The 18,228-nt window shown below is 63.9% G+C and carries 17 protein-coding genes; 8 read left to right on the top strand and 9 right to left on the bottom strand.

All coding sequences use genetic code 11. The annotated features are described in order from the left end of the window. Positions 1–10: 10 nt before the first annotated feature. The 5 genes from lpdA to mdh are packed head-to-tail and all read right to left on the bottom strand — an operon-like array spanning position 11 to position 7,400. Complete coding sequence (lpdA, locus tag ABD704_RS12625) at positions 11–1,405, bottom strand: dihydrolipoyl dehydrogenase (protein WP_344700052.1); 1,395 nt, start codon at positions 1,403–1,405, stop codon at positions 11–13. Positions 1,406–1,414: 9 nt separating this feature from the next. Continuing rightward, complete coding sequence (gene odhB / locus ABD704_RS12620; RefSeq protein WP_344700051.1) at positions 1,415–2,722, bottom strand: 2-oxoglutarate dehydrogenase complex dihydrolipoyllysine-residue succinyltransferase; 1,308 nt, start codon at positions 2,720–2,722, stop codon at positions 1,415–1,417. 9 nt (positions 2,723–2,731) lie between these two features. After that, complete coding sequence (locus ABD704_RS12615; protein WP_344700545.1) at positions 2,732–5,515, bottom strand: 2-oxoglutarate dehydrogenase E1 component; 2,784 nt, start codon at positions 5,513–5,515, stop codon at positions 2,732–2,734. A 38-nt stretch (positions 5,516–5,553) separates the two neighbouring features. Beyond that, positions 5,554–6,441 carry a succinate--CoA ligase subunit alpha gene (gene sucD / locus ABD704_RS12610; protein ID WP_344700050.1) on the bottom strand — a complete coding sequence of 296 codons (888 nt, stop codon included), beginning with the start codon at positions 6,439–6,441 and terminating at the stop codon, positions 5,554–5,556. After that, on the bottom strand, positions 6,438–7,400 hold the full coding sequence (gene mdh / locus ABD704_RS12605) for a malate dehydrogenase (protein WP_344700049.1): 963 nt from the start codon (positions 7,398–7,400) through the stop codon (positions 6,438–6,440). Before mdh ends, sucD begins: the two co-directional genes overlap by 4 nt. Before the next feature lie 161 nt (positions 7,401–7,561). Between mdh and ABD704_RS12600 the strand changes: the two genes are divergently transcribed. The 7 genes from ABD704_RS12600 (at position 7,562) to ABD704_RS12570 (ending at position 13,887) form a co-directional block, all read left to right on the top strand. After that, the gene (locus ABD704_RS12600; protein WP_344700048.1) at positions 7,562–7,981 is read left to right on the top strand and encodes a hypothetical protein; all 420 of its coding nucleotides are present in this window, start codon (positions 7,562–7,564) and stop codon (positions 7,979–7,981) included. A gap of 93 nt (positions 7,982–8,074) precedes the next feature. Next, entirely contained in the window at positions 8,075–8,464 is a 390-nt protein-coding gene (locus ABD704_RS12595) for a hypothetical protein (protein WP_344700047.1), read from the top strand. A 119-nt stretch (positions 8,465–8,583) separates the two neighbouring features. Then, complete coding sequence (locus tag ABD704_RS12590) at positions 8,584–9,360, top strand: succinate dehydrogenase iron-sulfur subunit (RefSeq protein WP_344700046.1); 777 nt, start codon at positions 8,584–8,586, stop codon at positions 9,358–9,360. Then, positions 9,357–9,851: a PaaI family thioesterase gene (locus ABD704_RS12585; protein WP_344700045.1), complete on the top strand. Its 495-nt coding sequence runs from the start codon at positions 9,357–9,359 to the stop codon at positions 9,849–9,851. The genes ABD704_RS12590 and ABD704_RS12585 overlap by 4 nt, the downstream gene beginning before the upstream one ends. Further along, positions 9,848–10,954 carry a cell division protein ZapE gene (gene zapE / locus ABD704_RS12580; protein WP_344700043.1) on the top strand — a complete coding sequence of 369 codons (1,107 nt, stop codon included), beginning with the start codon at positions 9,848–9,850 and terminating at the stop codon, positions 10,952–10,954. The genes ABD704_RS12585 and zapE overlap by 4 nt, the downstream gene beginning before the upstream one ends. Before the next feature lie 53 nt (positions 10,955–11,007). After that, positions 11,008–12,438 (top strand): M20/M25/M40 family metallo-hydrolase, encoded by a 1,431-nt coding sequence (locus ABD704_RS12575; protein ID WP_344700042.1) that lies wholly within the window; start codon positions 11,008–11,010, stop codon positions 12,436–12,438. A 12-nt stretch (positions 12,439–12,450) separates the two neighbouring features. Next, positions 12,451–13,887, top strand: a complete 1,437-nt coding sequence (locus ABD704_RS12570; protein WP_344700041.1) for a M20/M25/M40 family metallo-hydrolase — start codon at positions 12,451–12,453, stop codon at positions 13,885–13,887. A 3-nt stretch (positions 13,888–13,890) separates the two neighbouring features. Here ABD704_RS12570 and ABD704_RS12565 read toward each other — a convergent pair whose 3' ends face one another. Then, complete coding sequence (locus ABD704_RS12565) at positions 13,891–14,349, bottom strand: peroxiredoxin (protein ID WP_344700040.1); 459 nt, start codon at positions 14,347–14,349, stop codon at positions 13,891–13,893. A gap of 2 nt (positions 14,350–14,351) precedes the next feature. After that, the gene (locus tag ABD704_RS12560) at positions 14,352–17,048 is read right to left on the bottom strand and encodes a bifunctional [glutamine synthetase] adenylyltransferase/[glutamine synthetase]-adenylyl-L-tyrosine phosphorylase (protein ID WP_344700039.1); all 2,697 of its coding nucleotides are present in this window, start codon (positions 17,046–17,048) and stop codon (positions 14,352–14,354) included. Here ABD704_RS12560 and ABD704_RS12555 point away from each other — a divergent pair. Next, the gene (locus ABD704_RS12555) at positions 17,047–17,292 is read left to right on the top strand and encodes a hypothetical protein (RefSeq protein ID WP_344700038.1); all 246 of its coding nucleotides are present in this window, start codon (positions 17,047–17,049) and stop codon (positions 17,290–17,292) included. The genes ABD704_RS12560 and ABD704_RS12555 overlap by 2 nt on opposite strands. Before the next feature lie 32 nt (positions 17,293–17,324). Here ABD704_RS12555 and ABD704_RS12550 read toward each other — a convergent pair whose 3' ends face one another. Beyond that, positions 17,325–17,951, bottom strand: coding sequence for a sigma-70 family RNA polymerase sigma factor (locus tag ABD704_RS12550; protein ID WP_344700037.1), 627 nt, complete (start codon positions 17,949–17,951; stop codon positions 17,325–17,327). Positions 17,952–18,063: 112 nt separating this feature from the next. Beyond that, positions 18,064–18,219 (bottom strand): hypothetical protein, encoded by a 156-nt coding sequence (locus ABD704_RS12545; protein WP_344700036.1) that lies wholly within the window; start codon positions 18,217–18,219, stop codon positions 18,064–18,066. Positions 18,220–18,228 lie beyond the last annotated feature (9 nt).

Genomic DNA, 18,228 nt, shown 5'->3' with positions numbered 1-18,228 from the left:
AAGCCCTACACTAAATGTGGATCGGCTTCCCAGTAACAGCCATGGCCGCTTCCTTGAGCGCCTCAGAATGGGTCGGGTGGGCATGGCAGGTGTAGGCGATGTCCTCGCTGGTAGCGCCGAATTCCATCGCCTGCGCGGCCTGCGCGATCATGGTCCCGCCGACGGATGCAATGATCCACACGCCGAGCACGCGGTCCGTCTTGGCGTCGGCAATGACCTTCACGAAACCATCGGTTTCACGGTTGGTCTTGGCACGGCTGTTGGCGAGCATCGGGAACTTGCCGATCTTCACCTCGCCATGCTCCTTCGCCTGCTCCTCGGTCAGGCCGACGCCGGCGATTTCTGGCATCGTATAGACCACCGACGGGATGACATCGTGGTTCACGATGCCCGTGAGGCCAGCGATATTCTCGGCGACCGCAATACCTTCGTCTTCCGCCTTGTGGGCGAGCATCGGTCCTGGAATCACGTCGCCGATCGCCCAGACGCCCGGCACCTTGGTGCGGAAGTCGTGATCGGTTTCGATCTGCCCGCGCTGGTTGGTCTGCACGCCGGCCTTGTCGAGCGCGAGGTCTTCGGTGTTCGGGCGGCGACCGATGGAGACGAGCACGACGTCAGCCTCGATCATTTCCGCGGCGCCGCCGGCGGCGGGCTCGACGGTCAGGGTGACGATGTCGCCCTTGCGCTCCGCCTTGGTGACCTTGGTCGACAGCTTGAACTCGAAGCCCTGCTTCTTGAAAATCTTGTTGGCTTCCTTGCGGACGTCGCCGTCGAAGCCCGGGAGGATCTGGTCGAGGAATTCGACGACCGTGACCTCCGCCCCGAGGCGCCGCCAGACGGAGCCGAGTTCGAGGCCAATCACGCCCCCGCCGATGACGACCATCTTCTTAGGGACCTGCGCAAGCTCCAGCGCGCCGGTGCTGTCGACGATCCGTTCCCGGTCGACGGTAACGCCGGGCAAAGGCGTAACCGACGAACCGGTAGCGATGACGATGTTCTTCGCGCGCACGGTGCGGTCGCCGACCTTCACCGTGTCGGCGCTTTCGAAGCTGGCCCGGCCTTTCAGCCATTCGACCTTGTTCTTCTTGAACAGGAATTCGATGCCCTGAGTCAGGCCCTTCACTGCTTCCTTGCGGCTGCCATGCATCGCGTCGAGATCGACCTCGATGCCGCTGGTCTTCACGCCCCATTTCGCGAGCGTGCCGTGCGCGGCTTCGTCGAACAGCTCCGATGCGTGGAGGAGCGCCTTGGACGGGATGCAGCCGACGTTGAGGCAGGTGCCGCCCAGCGTCTCGCGGCTTTCGGCACAGGCGGTCTTCAGCCCCAGTTGTGCGGCGCGGATCGCGGCCACGTAGCCGCCGGGCCCGCTCCCGATTATCAGGACGTCAAAATCGTAATCAGCCATGTTTGGTCCTTAGAGGTCGATCAAGAGCCGCGTCGGGTCTTCGATCGCTTCCTTGACGCGCACGAGATAGGTAACCGCCTCGCGCCCGTCGATAAGGCGGTGGTCGTAGCTCAGCGCGAGATACATCATCGGACGGGCAACGATCTGGCCGTCCTTGACCACCGGTCGCTCCTCGATGCGGTGCATGCCGAGCACCGCCGATTGCGGCGGATTGATGATCGGTGTCGACAGCAGCGAGCCGAATACGCCGCCGTTGGAGATGGTGAAGGTGCCGCCGGTCATGTCGTCGACGGTCAGCGTGCCTTCCTTGGCGCGCTTTCCATATTCGGCGATCGTCTTTTCGATCTCGGCAAAGCTCATGGCCTGGGCATTGCGGACGACAGGGACGACAAGGCCCTTCGGCGCCGAAACCGCAATCGAGACGTCGAAATAGTCGCGATAGACGATCTCGTCGCCTTCGATACTGGCGTTGACGGCGGGCACGTCGCGAGCCGCGAGCGCGCAAGCCTTCACGAAGAAGCCCATGAAGCCGAGGCGGATGCCATGCTTCTTCTCGAAGAGGTCCTTGTATCGCGCGCGCGCTTCGATGACGGCGGTCATGTCGACGTCGTTGAACGTCGTTAGCATGGCGGCGGTGTTCTGCGCTTCCTTGAGGCGCCGTGCGACCGTCTGGCGCAGGCGCGTCATCTTCACGCGCTCTTCCTTCCGCTCGCCGGTGGTAGTGGCCTTCGACTGAGCTGCAGGCGCGGGTGCCGCGGGGGCCGAAGGCGTTTTGGCTTCCAGCGCCGTGGCAGTCTTGTTCTGCGCCGCGGCGATCACGTCGTCCTTGGTCAGCCGCCCGTCTTTGCCGGTGCCGCGGATCGTCGACGGATCGACGTGATATTCGAGGACTGCGCGACGCACTGCCGGTGAGAGCGTCGTGATGTGATCGTCGCCCGACGAAGCTTCAGAGACTGCTGCAGCCCGCTCCGGCGCAAGTTCGGCGCCGCGGAGTGCTGGCGTTTCACCGGCACCAGCGGGATTGGTTGTTGAAGCCGCGGCGGCCTGAGCAGGCGTTGCCGTTGCGGCGCCAGCCGTGGCGTTTTCGTCGATCCGCGCAATGGCGGCTCCGACAGCGACTGTGTCGCCCTCGCTGACCAGCTGTTCCGTCAGCACGCCAGCAACCGGTGCCGGCACCTCGACGCTGACTTTGTCGGTCTCGAGGCTGGCGATAGCTTCGTCGGCGGCGACGGCTTCGCCGGGCTTCTTCAGCCACTGGGCCAGCGTGCCTTCGGTGATCGATTCCCCGAGTGTCGGGACCTGGACTTCAATGGCCATGATTACCCTTTATTGCGCCGCAACAGCGTCTGCGCGGCTGCTATGGCCGAGCGCGGCGGCAATCAAGGCCGCCTGCTCTGCCGCGTGGCGTTTGGCGAGGCCGGTCGCGGGCGACGCGCTCGCGTCGCGGCCGGCGTATTGCGGACGCATGCCATCGAAACCCGCGTCGGCGAGGCAAGTTTCAAGCAATGGCTGGACGAAGAACCATGCGCCGTTGTTCTTCGGCTCTTCCTGCGCCCAGATCAGCTCCGCGAGGCTCGGCATCGCCTTGAGGCGCTTGACCAAAGGCTCCGACGGGAACGGATAAAGCTGCTCGATTCGCATGATCTCGGTCGACGTGTCGCCGCCCGCGTCGCGCGCTTCCATCAGCTCATAAGCGAGCTTGCCCGAGCAAAGCACCAGCCGCCGCGTCTGCCCTTCGGCCGGCGGGTTGAGGTCGGAGACGATGCGCCGGAAATGACTCTCGCCGGTGAAGTCGGCGAAGGTGGACATGGCAAGCTTGTGCCGAAGCAGCGACTTGGGCGTCATCATGATGAGCGGCTTGCGGAAATCGCGCCGCATCTGCCGCCGGAGGATGTGGAAATAGTTCGCCGGCGTCGTGCAGTTCGCGACCTGCATGTTGTCGCCGGCGCAAAGCTGCAAGTAGCGCTCCAGGCGTGCCGACGAATGCTCCGGCCCCTGCCCTTCGAACCCGTGCGGCAGCAGCATGACAAGGCCGCTGGCGCGCAGCCACTTAGCTTCGCCGGCCGCAATAAACTGGTCGATGATGCTTTGCGCGCCGTTGGCGAAGTCGCCGAACTGCCCTTCCCACAGCACCAAGGTCTGCGGGTCGGCGAGCGAGTAGCCATATTCAAAGCCAAGCACGCCGAATTCGCTGAGCGGACTGTCGCGGACCTCGAAACGACCGCCGTCCACATGGCACAGCGGAATGTACTTCGCGCCCGTCTGCTGATCGACCCAGACGGCGTGGCGCTGGCTGAACGTGCCGCGGCCGCTGTCCTGGCCGGACAGGCGAACGCCCTGGCCGTCAGCTATCAGGCTGCCGAACGCGAGCGCTTCGGCGGTGGCCCAGTCAAAGCCCTGGCCGGTATCGAACATCGTTTTCTTCGCATCGAGGATGCGTTGCAGCGTCTTGTGGACGGTGAACCCTTCGGGAACCGTGGTCAGCACGGAACCGAGCTGGCGCATCTCATCGTCACTGATCGCCGTCGGAATGTTGCGGCGGCCTAGTTCCGGCTCGTCGGGCCGGCCCAGGCCCGCCCAGCGCCCTTCGAACCAGTCGGCTTTGTTCGGCGCGTAGGAAACCGCCGACTGGAAGTCCTCCTCGAGGTGACCGAGATATTCGTTGGTCGTGCCCTCGATCCACGCCTGGTCGATCACGCCTTCGGAAATCAGGCGCTTGGCGTAAATTTGGCTGATCGGCGGATGCTGCTTGATCGCGGCGTACATAAGCGGCTGCGTGAAGCTCGGCTCATCGCCCTCATTGTGGCCGAAGCGGCGGTAGCACCACATGTCGATCACGATGTCGCGGTTGAATGCCTGCCGGAACTCGATCGCGAGCTTGCAGCAGAAGGTCACCGCTTCCGGATCGTCGCCGTTGACGTGCAGGATCGGCGCCTGGATGCCCTTGGCGACGTCCGAAGGATAGGGCGATGAGCGCGCGAACTGCGGGCTGGTCGTGAAGCCGACCTGGTTGTTGATGATGAAATGGATAGTGCCGCCGGTGGCGTAGCCGGGCAGGCCGGAAAAGCTGAGGCATTCCCACACCACGCCCTGGCCCGCGAAGGCCGCGTCGCCGTGGAGCAGGATCGGAAGAACGGTGTCGCCCTCGACATCGCCCTTGACCGTCTGCGAGGCACGCGCCTTGCCGAGCACGACCGGATCGACCGCTTCGAGGTGGGATGGATTCGGCAGCAGGGACAGGTGGACCTTGTTGCCGTCGAACTCACGGTCCGACGAGGTGCCGAGGTGGTATTTCACGTCGCCCGAACCGCCGACGTCCGCCGGATTGGTCGCGCCGCCCGCAAATTCGTGGAAGATCGCTTTGGCGGGCTTGCCCATGACGTTCGACAGGATGTTGAGGCGGCCTCGGTGCGCCATGCCGACGTCTATCTCGGTGACGCCCATCTGGCCGCCGTATTTGATCACCGCTTCGAGCGCCGGAACCGCGCTCTCGCCGCCGTCGAGGCCGAAGCGCTTGGTGCCAACATATTTCTTGGCGAGGAATTTTTCCCACTGCTCGGCGTGGATGACCTTGGCCAGGATCGACTGCTTGCCCTCAGGCGTGAAGTGGATTTCGGCGTCCTTTCCCTCCATCCGCTCCTGCAGGAAGCGGCGCTCCTCCACCTCGTTGATGTGCATGTATTCGAGGCCGACGTGGCCGCAGTAATTGGCACGCAGCACACTGACGATCTCGCGCACGGTTGCCTGCTCGAAGCCGAGCACACCGCAGGTCCAGATCGGCCGGTCGAGGTCGGCGTCGGTGAAGCCGTGATAGGCCGGCGTTAAATCGGCCGGGATTTCGCGCTTGGTGAGGCCGAGCGGATCGAGGTCGGCGGCAAGGTGGCCGCGCACGCGGTAGGTTCGGATCAGCATCATTGCGCGGATGCTGTCCTCGGCGGCGCGGCGGATCGCCTGTGGATCGCTGGTGGTCTGCGCGGCGCGCTCGGTGACCGCGGCGCGAACCTTCTCGATTGTCGCCTGCGTCGGGTCGAGGCCGAGGTTCAGGTCATCGAGCTCCTCCACCGGCCAGTTCGGCCGTTCCCAGCTCGGGCCCGCTTCGTGCTCAACCATTCCGACGAAGTCGTTCAACTTTACTCTCCAGTCGCGCCTCAGGCGGTCGCGAGCAATTCCCTCAACGTCTTGCCAAGCTCAGATGGGCTCGGAGACACCGTGATTCCAGCCGCTTCCATCGCAGCGATCTTGCTTTCGGCATCGCCCTTGCCGCCCGAGATGATCGCGCCGGCATGGCCCATGCGGCGGCCCGGAGGCGCCGTGCGGCCGGCGATGAAGCCAACGGTCGGCTTCTTGCGCCCGCGCCTTGCCTCGTCGGCGAGGAACTGTGCGGCGTCTTCTTCCGCGCTACCGCCGATCTCGCCGATCATGATAATCGACTTGGTCTCGTCGTCGGCGAGGAACATCTCGAGCATGTCGATGAACTCGGTGCCCTTGACCGGATCGCCGCCAATGCCGACCGCGGTCGACTGGCCCAGCCCCTCGTTGGTCGTCTGGAACACGGCTTCATAGGTCAGCGTGCCTGAGCGGCTGACCACGCCGACGCTGCCCTTCTTGAAGATGTTGCCGGGCATGATGCCGATCTTGCACTCGTTCGGCGTCAGCACACCCGGGCAGTTCGGCCCGATCAGGCGCGACTTGGAGCCGGTAAGCGCGCGCTTCACCTTGACCATGTCGAGCACCGGAATGCCCTCGGTGATGGTGACGATCAGCGGCACTTCGGCGTCGATCGCCTCGAGGATCGAGTCCGCCGCGAAGGGCGGCGGGACGTAGATGACGCTGGCAGTAGCCCCTGTCTTCGCAACGGCTTCGGCAACGGTGTCGAACACAGGCAGGTCAAGGTGGGTCGTCCCGCCTTTGCCGGGCGTGACGCCGCCGACCATCTGCGTGCCGTAATCGAGCGCCTGGCGCGTGTGGAACGTGCCAGTTTCGCCGGTCATCCCCTGCGTGATGACCTTGGTGTTCTTGTCGACGAGGATGCTCATGCCAGGCTTCCGTCGATCTGCTTGCAGGCTTCGAGCAGTTCTTTCACCGCGTCGACGCTCACCTGGAAGTTCTGCTTCGCTTCGTCGTCGAGCGCGATCTCGATCACTTCCTCGACGCCGTTGGCACCGATCACGGTCGGCACACCGACGTAGAGGCCGTCGAGGCCGTACTTGCCGTCGACGTAGACGGCGCAGGGCAAGATGCGCTTCTGGTCGCCGAGATAAGCTTCTGCCATCGCAATCGCGCTAGTGGCGGGTGCGTAATAGGCCGAGCCGGTCTTCAGCAGCGCGACGATCTCGCCACCGCCGCCACGGGTGCGCTTGACGATCTCGTCGATGCGCTCCTTCGACGACCTGCCCATCTTGACGAGGTCATCGACCGGGATACCGCTGATCGTCGTGTAGCTGGTGACCGGGACCATCGTGTCGCCGTGGCCGCCGAGCACGAAGGCGTTCACGTCACGGACCGAGACGCCGAATTCCTGCGCGAGGAAGGTCGCGAACCGAGCGCTGTCAAGGACGCCGGCCATACCGACGACCTTGTTGTGCGGGAGCCCGGAGAATTCGCGCAGTGCCCAGACCATCGCGTCGAGCGGGTTGGTGATGCAGATCACGAAGGCATCGGGCGCGTGCTGCTTGATGCCCTCGCCGACCGTCTTCATGACCTTGAGGTTGATGCCAAGGAGGTCGTCGCGGCTCATGCCCGGCTTACGGGCGACGCCGGCAGTGACGATGATCACGTCGGCGCCGGCGATGTCGGCGTAATCGTTCGAGCCCGCCAGCTTCGCATCGAAACCCTCCACCGGGCCGCACTGGCTGATGTCCAGCGCCTTGCCCTGCGGAATGCCCTCCGCAATGTCGAACAGGACGATATCGCCAAGCTCCCGCATCGCGGCGAGGTGAGCGAGGGTTCCACCGATCATTCCGGCGCCAATGAGCGCGATCTTTTTGCGAGCCATGAGGGGCTTTCGAACCTTTCTTGTTTTCACTGGCGGCGCAGCTGGGGAGTCGCCGCCGGGAGGAGCGCGGCGCCCGATTAGCGAGGTGGTCCCCAGCCCGCAACCGCGAGAGGGACATGAATGGGTTTATTACGGGGTCGTCCAGCCGACATTTAATCACTGTGGCACGCGAAACTGGCCCCTTCCTCCAGCCGTTTTACCCCAGTGCCGCGAAATCGGAGGAATTCGAAAGGTCCAAGTTCATTCTTGCGATCAGCACTGCTGCCGTGGGCCTCAGCGCTTCGCCGGCCCTCGCCGAAAAGCGTTATTCGGACGTGATGGTCTGCGACAAGGTCAAGGACGGTGTATGCACGACCTACAAGCGCCTGACCCGCGGTGCCGCGGCGCGCGCGCAATGGCAGGTCGGCCATGTCTTCGGCCCGACCTACACCTACACGGACGTCAGCTCGATCCCGCCGACTGTCGTCACTCAGTACGGCATCAAGAGCGACGGACATTACGTCTACTCGAACGGCTATCTCTATGAGATCGACCCCACAACCTATGCCGTGACGCGGGTGATCTACACACAGCCGCAATAACACATTCCCGTTTTGAGCTGCAGGAGGGGCCGCCGCATCCAAACGGCGGCCCTTTCGTTGCCCACACAATCGACATTGATTGAAAGGCATCAGATGAAACTCTTAATCGCACTGAGCGGCGTCGCCGCACTCGCGCTTGCCGCGCCGGCGACCGCCAAGCCGGGCCATGGCAATGGTCACGGCAACCACCACGGTGATAGCTATGGCTACGGCTACAATGACCGCGGCTGCCCGCCGGGACTCGCGAAGAAGCACAATGGCTGCATGCCGCCCGGGCAGGCCAAGAAGTGGGCCCGTGGCCAGCGCTGGCATAGCGATTACGGCACGCTCTACAGCTACAACCGCATCCCGTACGATGTGCGACAGCGTTACGACCTGAACTCGCGCTACCGCTATTATTACAATGATGGCTATCTCTATCGGGTCGACCCGAAGACAATGCTGATCCAGCAGGTGATCAGCGCATTGCTCACCGGTCGCTGAGCGAAAGCGCCGGGTTAAGACGAGAGGCCGTCTTCGGGCGGCCTCTTTTTTGCACGCGTAGCTTTTGAAAACCCGTTCTCCGCGTGCTAGCGGCCTCGCCCAAGCAAGGAGTCATTCGCTTGGCCGAGTTCACGCTTCCGAAGAACAGCAAGATCGTCAAAGGCCGGACCTACGAGGCCGAGCAGGGCAAGCGCCTGCGGACCTTCAAGGTCTACCGCTACGACCCGGATACCGGCGCCAACCCGCGCTTCGACAGCTACACGATCGACCTCGACAAGACCGGGCCGATGGTCCTCGACGCGCTCATCAAGATCAAGAACGAGATCGACCCGACGCTGACCTTCCGCCGCTCCTGCCGCGAAGGCATTTGCGGATCGTGCTCGATGAACATGCAGGGTCGCAACGGACTCGCCTGCACAACGGCGATCGAGGATTTGAAGGGCGAGGTGCAGATCACGCCGCTGCCGCACATGGAAGTGGTCAAGGACCTCGTCCCCGATCTCACCCACGTCTATGCGCAGTTCGCGCTCATCCAGCCGTGGCTGAAGACGGCGAGCCCGGCCCCGTCACGCGAGCGGCTGCAGTCGCCGGAGGACCGGTCCAAGCTCGACGGCCTTTACGAGTGCATCCTCTGCTTCTGCTGCTCGACGAGCTGCCCGAGCTATTGGTGGAATGCCGACAAGTTCCTCGGCCCGGCGATCCTGCTGCAGGCCTATCGCTTCATCATCGATAGCCGCGACGAGGCGACCGGCGAGCGGCTCGACCAGCTTGAGGATCCATATCGCCTCTACCGTTGCCACACGATCATGAACTGCGCCAATGTTTGCCCTAAGGGGCTCAACCCGGCGAAGGCGATCGCAGAGACCAAGAAGCTGATCGCCGAACGGGCCGCGTGAGCGACGACAACAACGAGTTGATGGAGGACGTTGGCCTCCCCCGTGGGGCCACGCCCGATCCCGACAACGAAGGCTGGTTCAGCTGGGGCGACTTTCCGCGCTCGAGCTTTGCCGCCGCGACCGGGCGCCTGCTGTTCAAGCCTGATGGGCCTGGGCGCGGAATCGCCCGGATGTTCCCGACCGAGGATCATATGAACATGGGCGGCTCGCTCCACGGCGGAGCGGTGATGAGCTTCATCGACATGTCGATGTTCGCCGGCGGCCTGTGCGCTGGGATGGAGCGGGCGCATTATGTGACGCTCGACCTCACTACGCATTTCCTTGCGCGCGGCCAGGCGGGATCGCCGCTCGATGCGCATGTCGAGTTGGTGAAGCAGACGCGCGGTCACGCCTTCCTGCAAGGCGTCGTCAAGCAGAACGGCGAGCCCTGCTACAGCTTCAGCGGCACGCTCAAGAAAGTGAACCGGCCCAACGGACCTTCCGCACGATGAGCGGACCCGTACGGGTCGCCTACGACGCACTGATTGCCGCGAATGAGTTGAAGCCTGACCCAGCGCAGCAGCGCGCGGTGGCGGCCCTCGACCGGCTGGCGGTCAGCAAGGGGCCTGGCGGCTTCTTCGCCAAGCTGTTCGGACAAACAGAGGATGGTCCTGCAGGCGCCTACCTCTGGGGTGGCGTCGGGCGCGGCAAGTCGATGCTGATGGACCTGGCGTTCGAGCAGATCGACATCACGCCGAAGCGCCGCGTCCACTTCCACGAATTCATGCTCCAGACGCACAGCCGCCTGCGTAAAGCGCGGGAAAGAGAAGAAGGCGACCCGATCGAGCCGGTCGCCGAGCAGATCGCCGGGGAAGCGCGGCTGCTTTGCTTCGATGAGATGCAGGTAACGAATCCCGCCGACGCGATGATCCTGTCGCGGCTCTTCGGGAAGCTGCTCGACCAGGGCGTGAAGGTCGTCACGACCTCTAACCGTTGTCCGAACGACCTGTACAAGGGCGGGCTCAACCGCGACCTGTTCGTGCCTTTCATCCATCTCATCCAGCAGAAGATGCTGGTGGTGGAGGTCGACGGTCCGACCGACTATCGCCTGGACCGACTGACTGGCGTGGAGGTCTGGCATGTGCCCAACGGACCGGAAGCGACTGCAGACCTGTCGCGCGCCTTCTTCCAGCTCACCGATTATCCGGTCGAGGACCGTGCCAAGGTACCATCGGAGGAGCTCGACGTCGGCGGTGGGCGTACGCTGCGCGTGCCGAAAAGCCTGAAGGGCGTCGCCGTCTTTTCGTTCAAGCGCCTGTGCGGCGAGCCGCGCGGCGCGGCGGACTATCTCGCCATCGCCCGCCGCTATCACACCATTATTATCGTCGGCATTCCGGTCATGGGACCCGAACTGCGTAACGAGGCGGCCCGCTTCGTCACGCTTATCGATGCTTTCTACGATCATAAGGTGAAGCTGCTCGCCGCCGCGGATGCGGAGCCTGAGAGACTTTACCCCGCAGGCGACGGCAGCTTTGAGTTCCAGCGGACCGTCAGCCGCCTCAAGGAGATGCGGAGCGCCAAATATCTGGCGGAAGGTCATGGAACGGTAACTTGACGTCACGCGCGACAAGCGTAGCGTCTTGCAACTCATTTCGGGGGAAACAAGCCATGCGTCATCTGCTCGCCGCCACCGCACTCGCCGTCGTCGCTTCAGCCGCAACCGCCGCGGCGCCGACGCTCACCAAGGCGCAGCACGACGCCGCTCATGCGATGTTCGAGCATGTGATCAACACGCCGACGGTCATCGGGCGCCACAAGGTGCCGGAGATGGCGCAATATGTCGCCGATCAGTTCAAGGCCGGCGGGTTTCCTGACGCGGACGTCCACGTCATTCCCTATCACACTGGCAGCGCGACCACCGGCGACGACGACACCGCGGCAGTCATCGTCCGCTGGCGCGCGGCGGGAACGCCCAAGGCTAAGCCGATCCTGCTGATGGGCCATATGGACGTCGTTGAAGCGAAGGTCGAAGATTCAACGACCGACCCGTTCGTCATGACCGAACGTGACGGATATTACTATGGTCGCGGGACCATCGACATGAAGGACGGCATCGTCGGCATAACGCAGGCGATGATCAACTTGCGCAAGGCTCGGTTTAAGCCGACTCGCGACATCGTTGTTCTGTTCACGGGCGACGAGGAAACCAACGGCATCGGCGCGAAGAATGGCGCGACTCAGTGGATGGAAATGCTTGGCCACCCCGAATTCGGCCTGAACGCGGATGGCGGCGGCGGCGGGTTCAATCCCGACAAGACGCCCGCAGGCTTCACCATGCAGACTGCCGAGAAGACCTTTGCCGGATACACGCTCACGGTTCGCAACCGCGGCGGCCACTCGTCCAAGCCGCGCAAGGACAATGCGATCTACAGCCTCGCCCATGCGCTCGATAAGATTGAGGCGTATCGCTTTCAGCCGATGCTGAACGATACGACGCGGGCCTATTTCGAAGGGCGGCAGAGGCAGGAAAAGGGCGCGCTCGGCGACGCTATGCGCAAGTGGCTTGCCAACCCGAACGACGGCGAGGCAGCCGACTTAATCGAGACGAGCGAGAGCGAGGTAGGTCTGACCCGCACGCGCTGCGTGCCGACGCGCCTCTTCGCCGGCCATGCCGACAATGCGCTGCCGCAGCTGGCGACGGCGATGATCAACTGCCGCATCTTCCCGGGCGTCGACCCGAATGCGATCCAGGCGGAGCTTCAGCGTGTCGTCGCCGACCCGGAAGTGAAGGTCACGCGCAACGACGATTATGTCGCCTCGCTAACGTCGCCACTGCGCCCCGACGTCACCACAGCTTACACCAAGGCCGTGCAGGCCCTTCATCCGGGCATGCCGGTATTCCCCGAAATGTCGACGGGCGCGAGCGATGCGCGCCCGTTCCGCGTCGCCGGCGTCCCGGTCTATGGCGTCAACGGCGGCTGGGTGATCGTTCCCGTCGATTTCCGCGCCCACGGCAAGGACGAGCGCCTGCCCGTGCCATCGCTTTATGACAATGTGGTCCACTGGCAGCTGATGCTGACGGACCTCGCCGGCAAGTAAGGAGATATTTGAATGAAGCGCGTTTTTGCTTTCGCCCTCGCCGCAATGCTGTCCGGCACCGCCGTCGCCGCAACCGACCCGCGGACGTTGCCGACCAAGCTCGACCCGGCATGGCAGGCAAAAACGCGCGCATTGTTCAAGCAGGCGATCGAGATCCCGACCGTCCACAATCGCGGCGAAATGCCGCGGATGGCGAAGTTGCTGGCGGACCAGTTCCGCGCGGCCGGCATTCCTGACGCCGACATCCGCATCATGCCTTACGAGGCGCTTCCGGGTGACCAGACCGCGGCGCTCATCGTCCGCTGGCGCTCGCCGCACGCGACGAAGAAACCGATGCTGATCCTGGGCCACATGGACGTGGTCGAGGCGAAGCGCGAGGACTGGAAGTACGATCCCTTCGTCTTCCGCGAGGAAGGTGGATACTTCCTCGGCCGCGGCACGTCCGACATGAAGAACGGCGACGTCGCGACGACGATGGCTGCGATCAAGCTCATGTCGCAGGGGTTCAAGCCGAACCGCGACATCATCTTCTTCTACAGCGGCGACGAGGAAACGCGGGGCGTCGGCGCTACCCTAGGCTCAACCAAATGGCGCGAGTTCACGAATGCGGAGTTCGGGCTCAACGCTGACGGCGGCGGTGCCGCCTACAGCCGCGACTTCAAGCCGCTCGGCTTCGGTATCTCGATGGCCGAGAAGACCTTCCAGACTTACTTCTTCACGACCCACAATCCGGGCGGCCACAGCTCGCGCCCGCGTGCCGACAATGCCATTTACGAACTCACGGACGCGCTGGAGAAGCTGAAGTCTTACCGCTTCCAGCCGATGCAGAACGACATCACGCGCGGCTATTTTGAAGAGCGCGCACGGCAGGAGGGCAATAGCCCGCTCGGCCAGCAGATCCGCGCATGGCTTGCCAATCCGAAGGATGGCGCGGCGGCCGACGCGATCGAGGCCAATCCGCTTGAGGTTGGCCTGACCCGCACCCGTTGTGTGGCGACGATGCTGAAGGGCGGTCATGCCGACAATGCGCTGCCGCAAATGGCGGAAGCGACAGTCAATTGCCGTATCTTCCCGGGCGTCGAACCGAAGACGGTGCAGGCCGAGCTTCAGCAGATGGTCGGCCCGAAGGTCGAGGTGAAGCCCGATCCCAATTATATCGGCGTCACGACGCCCGCCTCTCCGCCCCGTGCGGACGTGGTAAACGCGGTGAAGGCGGCGGCATTGCGTTTCCACGGACCCGACATGCACGTGTTCCCGGTGATGTCGACGGGCGCCAGCGACGGCTCATTCTTCCGCGCTCAGGGCATCCCGGTCTATGACGTGGACGGCAGTTGGGGAATCTCCCCTGATGACGAGCGCGCCCACGGCCTCGACGAACGTATCCCCGTCCGCGCCATGTACGACGACGTGCTCCACTGGGAGATGATCATCAAAGCCCTCGCGGGCTGAAGATCAGGCGGCTTCCTTAGCCGCCTTCAGGACTTCGGCGGCGTGGTCGGGGACTTTGACCTTGCGCCATGCCTTGAGGATGCGGCCGTCGGCGCCGATCAGATAGGTTGCGCGCTCCATCCCCATATATTTGCGACCATACATCGACTTTTCGACCCACGTGCCGAATGCGTCGGAAATGCGGCCGTCCTCGTCTGAAATCAGGGGGACGGAGAGGCTGTACTTGCCGATGAACTTCTCGTGCTTTTTCATCGGGTCACGGGACAGGCCGACGACCTTGACGCCGGCCTTGGCATAGTCGCCCGCAAGCGCTGTGAAATCCTGCGCTTCGCGCGTGCAGCCGGTGGTGTCGTCCTTGGGATAGAAATAGAGCACCAGTGGCTGGCCCGGAGCGCCGAGGTTGATGCTGCTGCCGTCGCTCGCGGTCGCGGTGATTGCCGGGGCTTTATCGCCTTCGTTCATTCTCATGCCTCTTTCCTGATGCTGTTCCACAGCTCGGCGATCCTCTGCCGTGCGGCGTCGTGCTCGGCAAGAAGCTCGTCCCAGCTTGCCGCACCACAAGCCAGCGCGACCATGTGCCAGGTATCGGCGGTGGGCTTGACGCTCCCAGGCGCGACGAGGCGCATCATCACGAGCATGCGTGAAAGCAACTTTAGCGCGTCGACAATATTTGTCGGAACTAAAGACTCCGCTTCCAGCTGTTCGAGTGCGACCTCCAGTCGCGTGTCGAGACCGACGTGCGTCGTGAGCTGGAGAACGTGCACCGCGAATTCCAGATCGACGAGGCCGCCGGGCCCCAGCTTCACATCGAGCTTGCTGTGTGGCGGCTTGTGGCGCTCCATGTCGGCGCGCATCTTGGCCGCGTCTCCCGCAATCTTCGCAAAGTCGCGCGGCATGCGGAGGATGCCTTCGATCATCGTCGAGATGCGATCGCGCGCCGCAGGCGAACCGAACACCGGACGCGCGCGACACAAGGCCATGTGTTCCCAAGTCCATGCTTCCTGCCGCTGGTAGCGCTCGAAGGCATCGAGCGAGACGGCAATCATGCCCTTGGCGCCCTCCGGCCGAAGGCGCGTATCGACCTCGTAAAGCGGGCCTGCCGCCGTCGGCACGCTGAGCGCCGCGGTGACGCGATTGGCCAGGCGGTTGAAATAATCGTTCGGACCGAGCGGCTTGCGGCCGTCGGACGTTGCGCCAGGCTCGGCGGTATGGAGGTAGATGAGGTCGAGGTCTGAGGCGTGCGTCAGTGAATGGCCGCCAAGCCGTCCGAGACCGAGGACTACCAGCTCCCCCTCTGGAAAGACGCCGTGCGCCTTCTTGAACTCGTCGAGCGCCGCGTCCGCCAGCGCGATCAGCGCTCCCTCTGCGACACGCGCGTAGCCTTCGGTCACGTCGAGCGGGTCGCGATGGCCGTCGATCAATTGGACGCCAAGCGCGAACCGCCGCTCGTTGACCATTCGCCGGACGCGATCGAGCGCGACATCGTAGGACTGGCCCTGCATCGCACTCGCCAACAGCCTGCCGAAATTGTCGGCGTCGGGCGGCATTTCGAAACTCGAAGCGTCGAACAGGCCTTCGAACAGCTCCGGCCGGCGCGCGAGCTGGTCGGCGAGCGCGGGCGCGTGAGCGAGGATCTTGGCGAACAGTTGCGCCAGCGGCGGACGAGCCTCCAGCAGGCGGAACAGATTGATGCCGCTCGACAGCCGCTCGACGATATCGCTGAGGCGGTTGAGGGCGTGGTCGGGGTCGGCGCCGACGGCGATCGCCTGCAATAGGCCGGGAAGCATCGCCTCGAACGCCTGCTGCGCCGTCGGCGAACGCAGCGAGCGAGCCTTGCCTGAACGCCAATCGGCGATATGGCGCGTCGCCGAGGCAGGGTCCGTGAAGCCCAACTCAGCGAGCTCCCTACGGAGGATATCCGGGTCGTTCGAGAGCTGCTTGCGCTCTTCGGGCGAGAGGCTGTCGAACTGCTCGCCAACTTTCTCGACATGCGGGCGAACGAGCTCGATCAGCGCGTCGCCATTCTTCAGCCCATGCAGCTGCGCGACATTGTCGAGTGCGTCCGGCGCCGAGGGGAGGAGGTGCGTCTGGGCGTCGTCCACCATCTGCACGCGATGCTCAACGGTCCGAAGCAAGCGATAGGCGTCGGCCAGATCTCGCGCGGCCGGCGCTTCCAGCCGCCCCGCTGCAGTCAGCGCCTCGATCGCATCAAGCGTGGCGGGGACGCGCACAGAAGCGTCGCGGCCGCCGTGGATCATCTGCTGGATTTGCACGAAGAACTCGACCTCGCGAATGCCGCCGCGTCCGCGCTTGAGGTCGAAGCCCGGTCCAATGCGCGACCCTTGAGCATAATGGTCGCGAATACGCGCCGAGATTTGGCGGACTTCCTCGATGACCCCGAAGTCCAGCGAGCGGCGCCACACGAACGGCTGAATTGCGTCGAGAAACCGCTGACCAAGCAGCTTGTCGCCCGCCGCGGCACGAGCGCGAATGAAAGCCGCGCGCTCCCACGGCAACGCGCTCGATTCGTAGTGGGAAATGGCGGCGTGCAGCGGAAGCGCGATCGGCGTCACCTCCGGCGACGGCCGCAGCCTGAGATCGACTCGCTGGACATAGCCGTCCGCTGTTCGTCGCTGGAGAAGCTCGATGAGCCGGCGGCCAATTCGTACCGCCGCTTCGCCGGCATCGTCGCGGCCCCGCTTCGGCAATGTGGCGGAGTCGAATAGCAACAGCAGGTCGACGTCCGACGAATAATTGAGTTCGTGACTGCCGAGCTTGCCCATGGCGATGACTGCGAAACCCTGCGGCTCCACGCCGGGCGTCCGTTCTGCAATCGCATCGGTGATGGCCGCGTTCATCGAACTGTCAGCGAAGTCGGATAGGAGACCGGTAATCTCCTCCAGCGGGAATTCGCCCGCGAGATCACCGAGCGCGACGGCCAGCGCCAGCCCGTGCCGCCGGCGTCGAAGCCGCGCTTCCAGCGTGTCGGCTTCTGCATCCAGGGCCAGCCGGGCAGCCGCCCGCGCACCTTGGTTCAGAAAGATAGCGGCGATCGGCGCCTGGCTGCGCATCGCGTCTCGAAGGAAGGGCGAATGCGCTTCGGCACGTTCCAATGCGTTGTTTCGCGCTTTTCGAGAATCACCGCGATCGATCACAAGCATGTCATTGCCCGATCTGGCATTTCCACGAAACTTCCGCGCTCGACCCACGTTAGTTGATTCGATGAAGCTGGAGACCAACAAGGCAGCGGCGTCGGAGGTGCACAATATGGATCGTCAAATTATCCGTGTGGACGTCCCGCCTGCTCATGCCGGCATTACCGCCGCGCTCCGCCGCGCCTTCGAGGCTGCGGCAGCCGAGCCGTGCGACCGCGATTTCGCGGATCTTTTGCGCCGACTGAATTAAATTCGCCGACAGAAATGTGATTGGGGACGCGACTATTCGTGGTCGCGGCTGAGTTCGTCGACCTCGCCCATGATCGTCTGCAGCGCGGACTTGTCCGGATCGGTCCGGTGTTGCCGCCGAGAAGGCAACTTGCCGCTCGACAGCAATTGCTCGAGCGCAACGCGCCCGCGCGCCACGCGGCTTTTGATCGTGCCGACCGCACAGCCGCAGATTTCGGCTGCTTCTTCATAAGCGAAGCCGCCCGCACCGACGAGGATCAAAGCCTCACGCTGCGGCTGCGGCAGGTGCATGAGCGCCCGCTGCATGTCGCCAAGCTCGATATGCCGGTCCTGGCTGGCCGGTGCGGCGAGGATCTTCGACGCGGTGATATCGTCCCACTCGCCCTTGAAGCGCGCGCGACGCATCTGGCTGAGGAACAGGTTGCGCAAGATGATAAAGGTCCATGCGCGCATGTTCGTGCCCGCCTGGAAGCGCTTGCGCGCTGCCCATGCCTTTAGGAGCGTTTCCTGGACAAGATCGTCGGCGAGGTCGCGGCTACCCGAAAGCGAGCGGCCGAACGCCCGAAGGTGCGGAATGACCTGCGCCAGCTGGTCCTTGAACTCTGGGTCCGAAAGCGGGACGGGCTCGCCGGAGGCGCCAGTAATAGCGCCTTCGTGCACCTCCTGTTCGCGTTCTTCTACCAAAACCAGACCCCACCCTTTGACTGCCCGCGACCGTGGTCGCACGCAGTTTGATCGAACATGAACAGCGATTGCAGCAGTAGCTAGGTGCTCAAGAGCGCCCGACCAAGACGATCACGGCAAATAAAATGATCACCAGCAACGTGCCAAAGATGAGGACGTAACGGGCGACGCCGGGCGTCGAGCCCGCACGCGCTTCCGTGGCGGTCTCGGTAATCGGAGCGTCAGAATTGCGCGTATCGACCATTATGCTCTC

Source organism: Sphingomonas limnosediminicola (assembly GCF_039537965.1).
Lineage (GTDB): Bacteria > Pseudomonadota > Alphaproteobacteria > Sphingomonadales > Sphingomonadaceae > Sphingomicrobium > Sphingomicrobium limnosediminicola.
The sequence above is the reverse complement of the archived record's forward strand: the minus strand, read 5'-3'. Positions and strand labels throughout refer to the sequence as shown.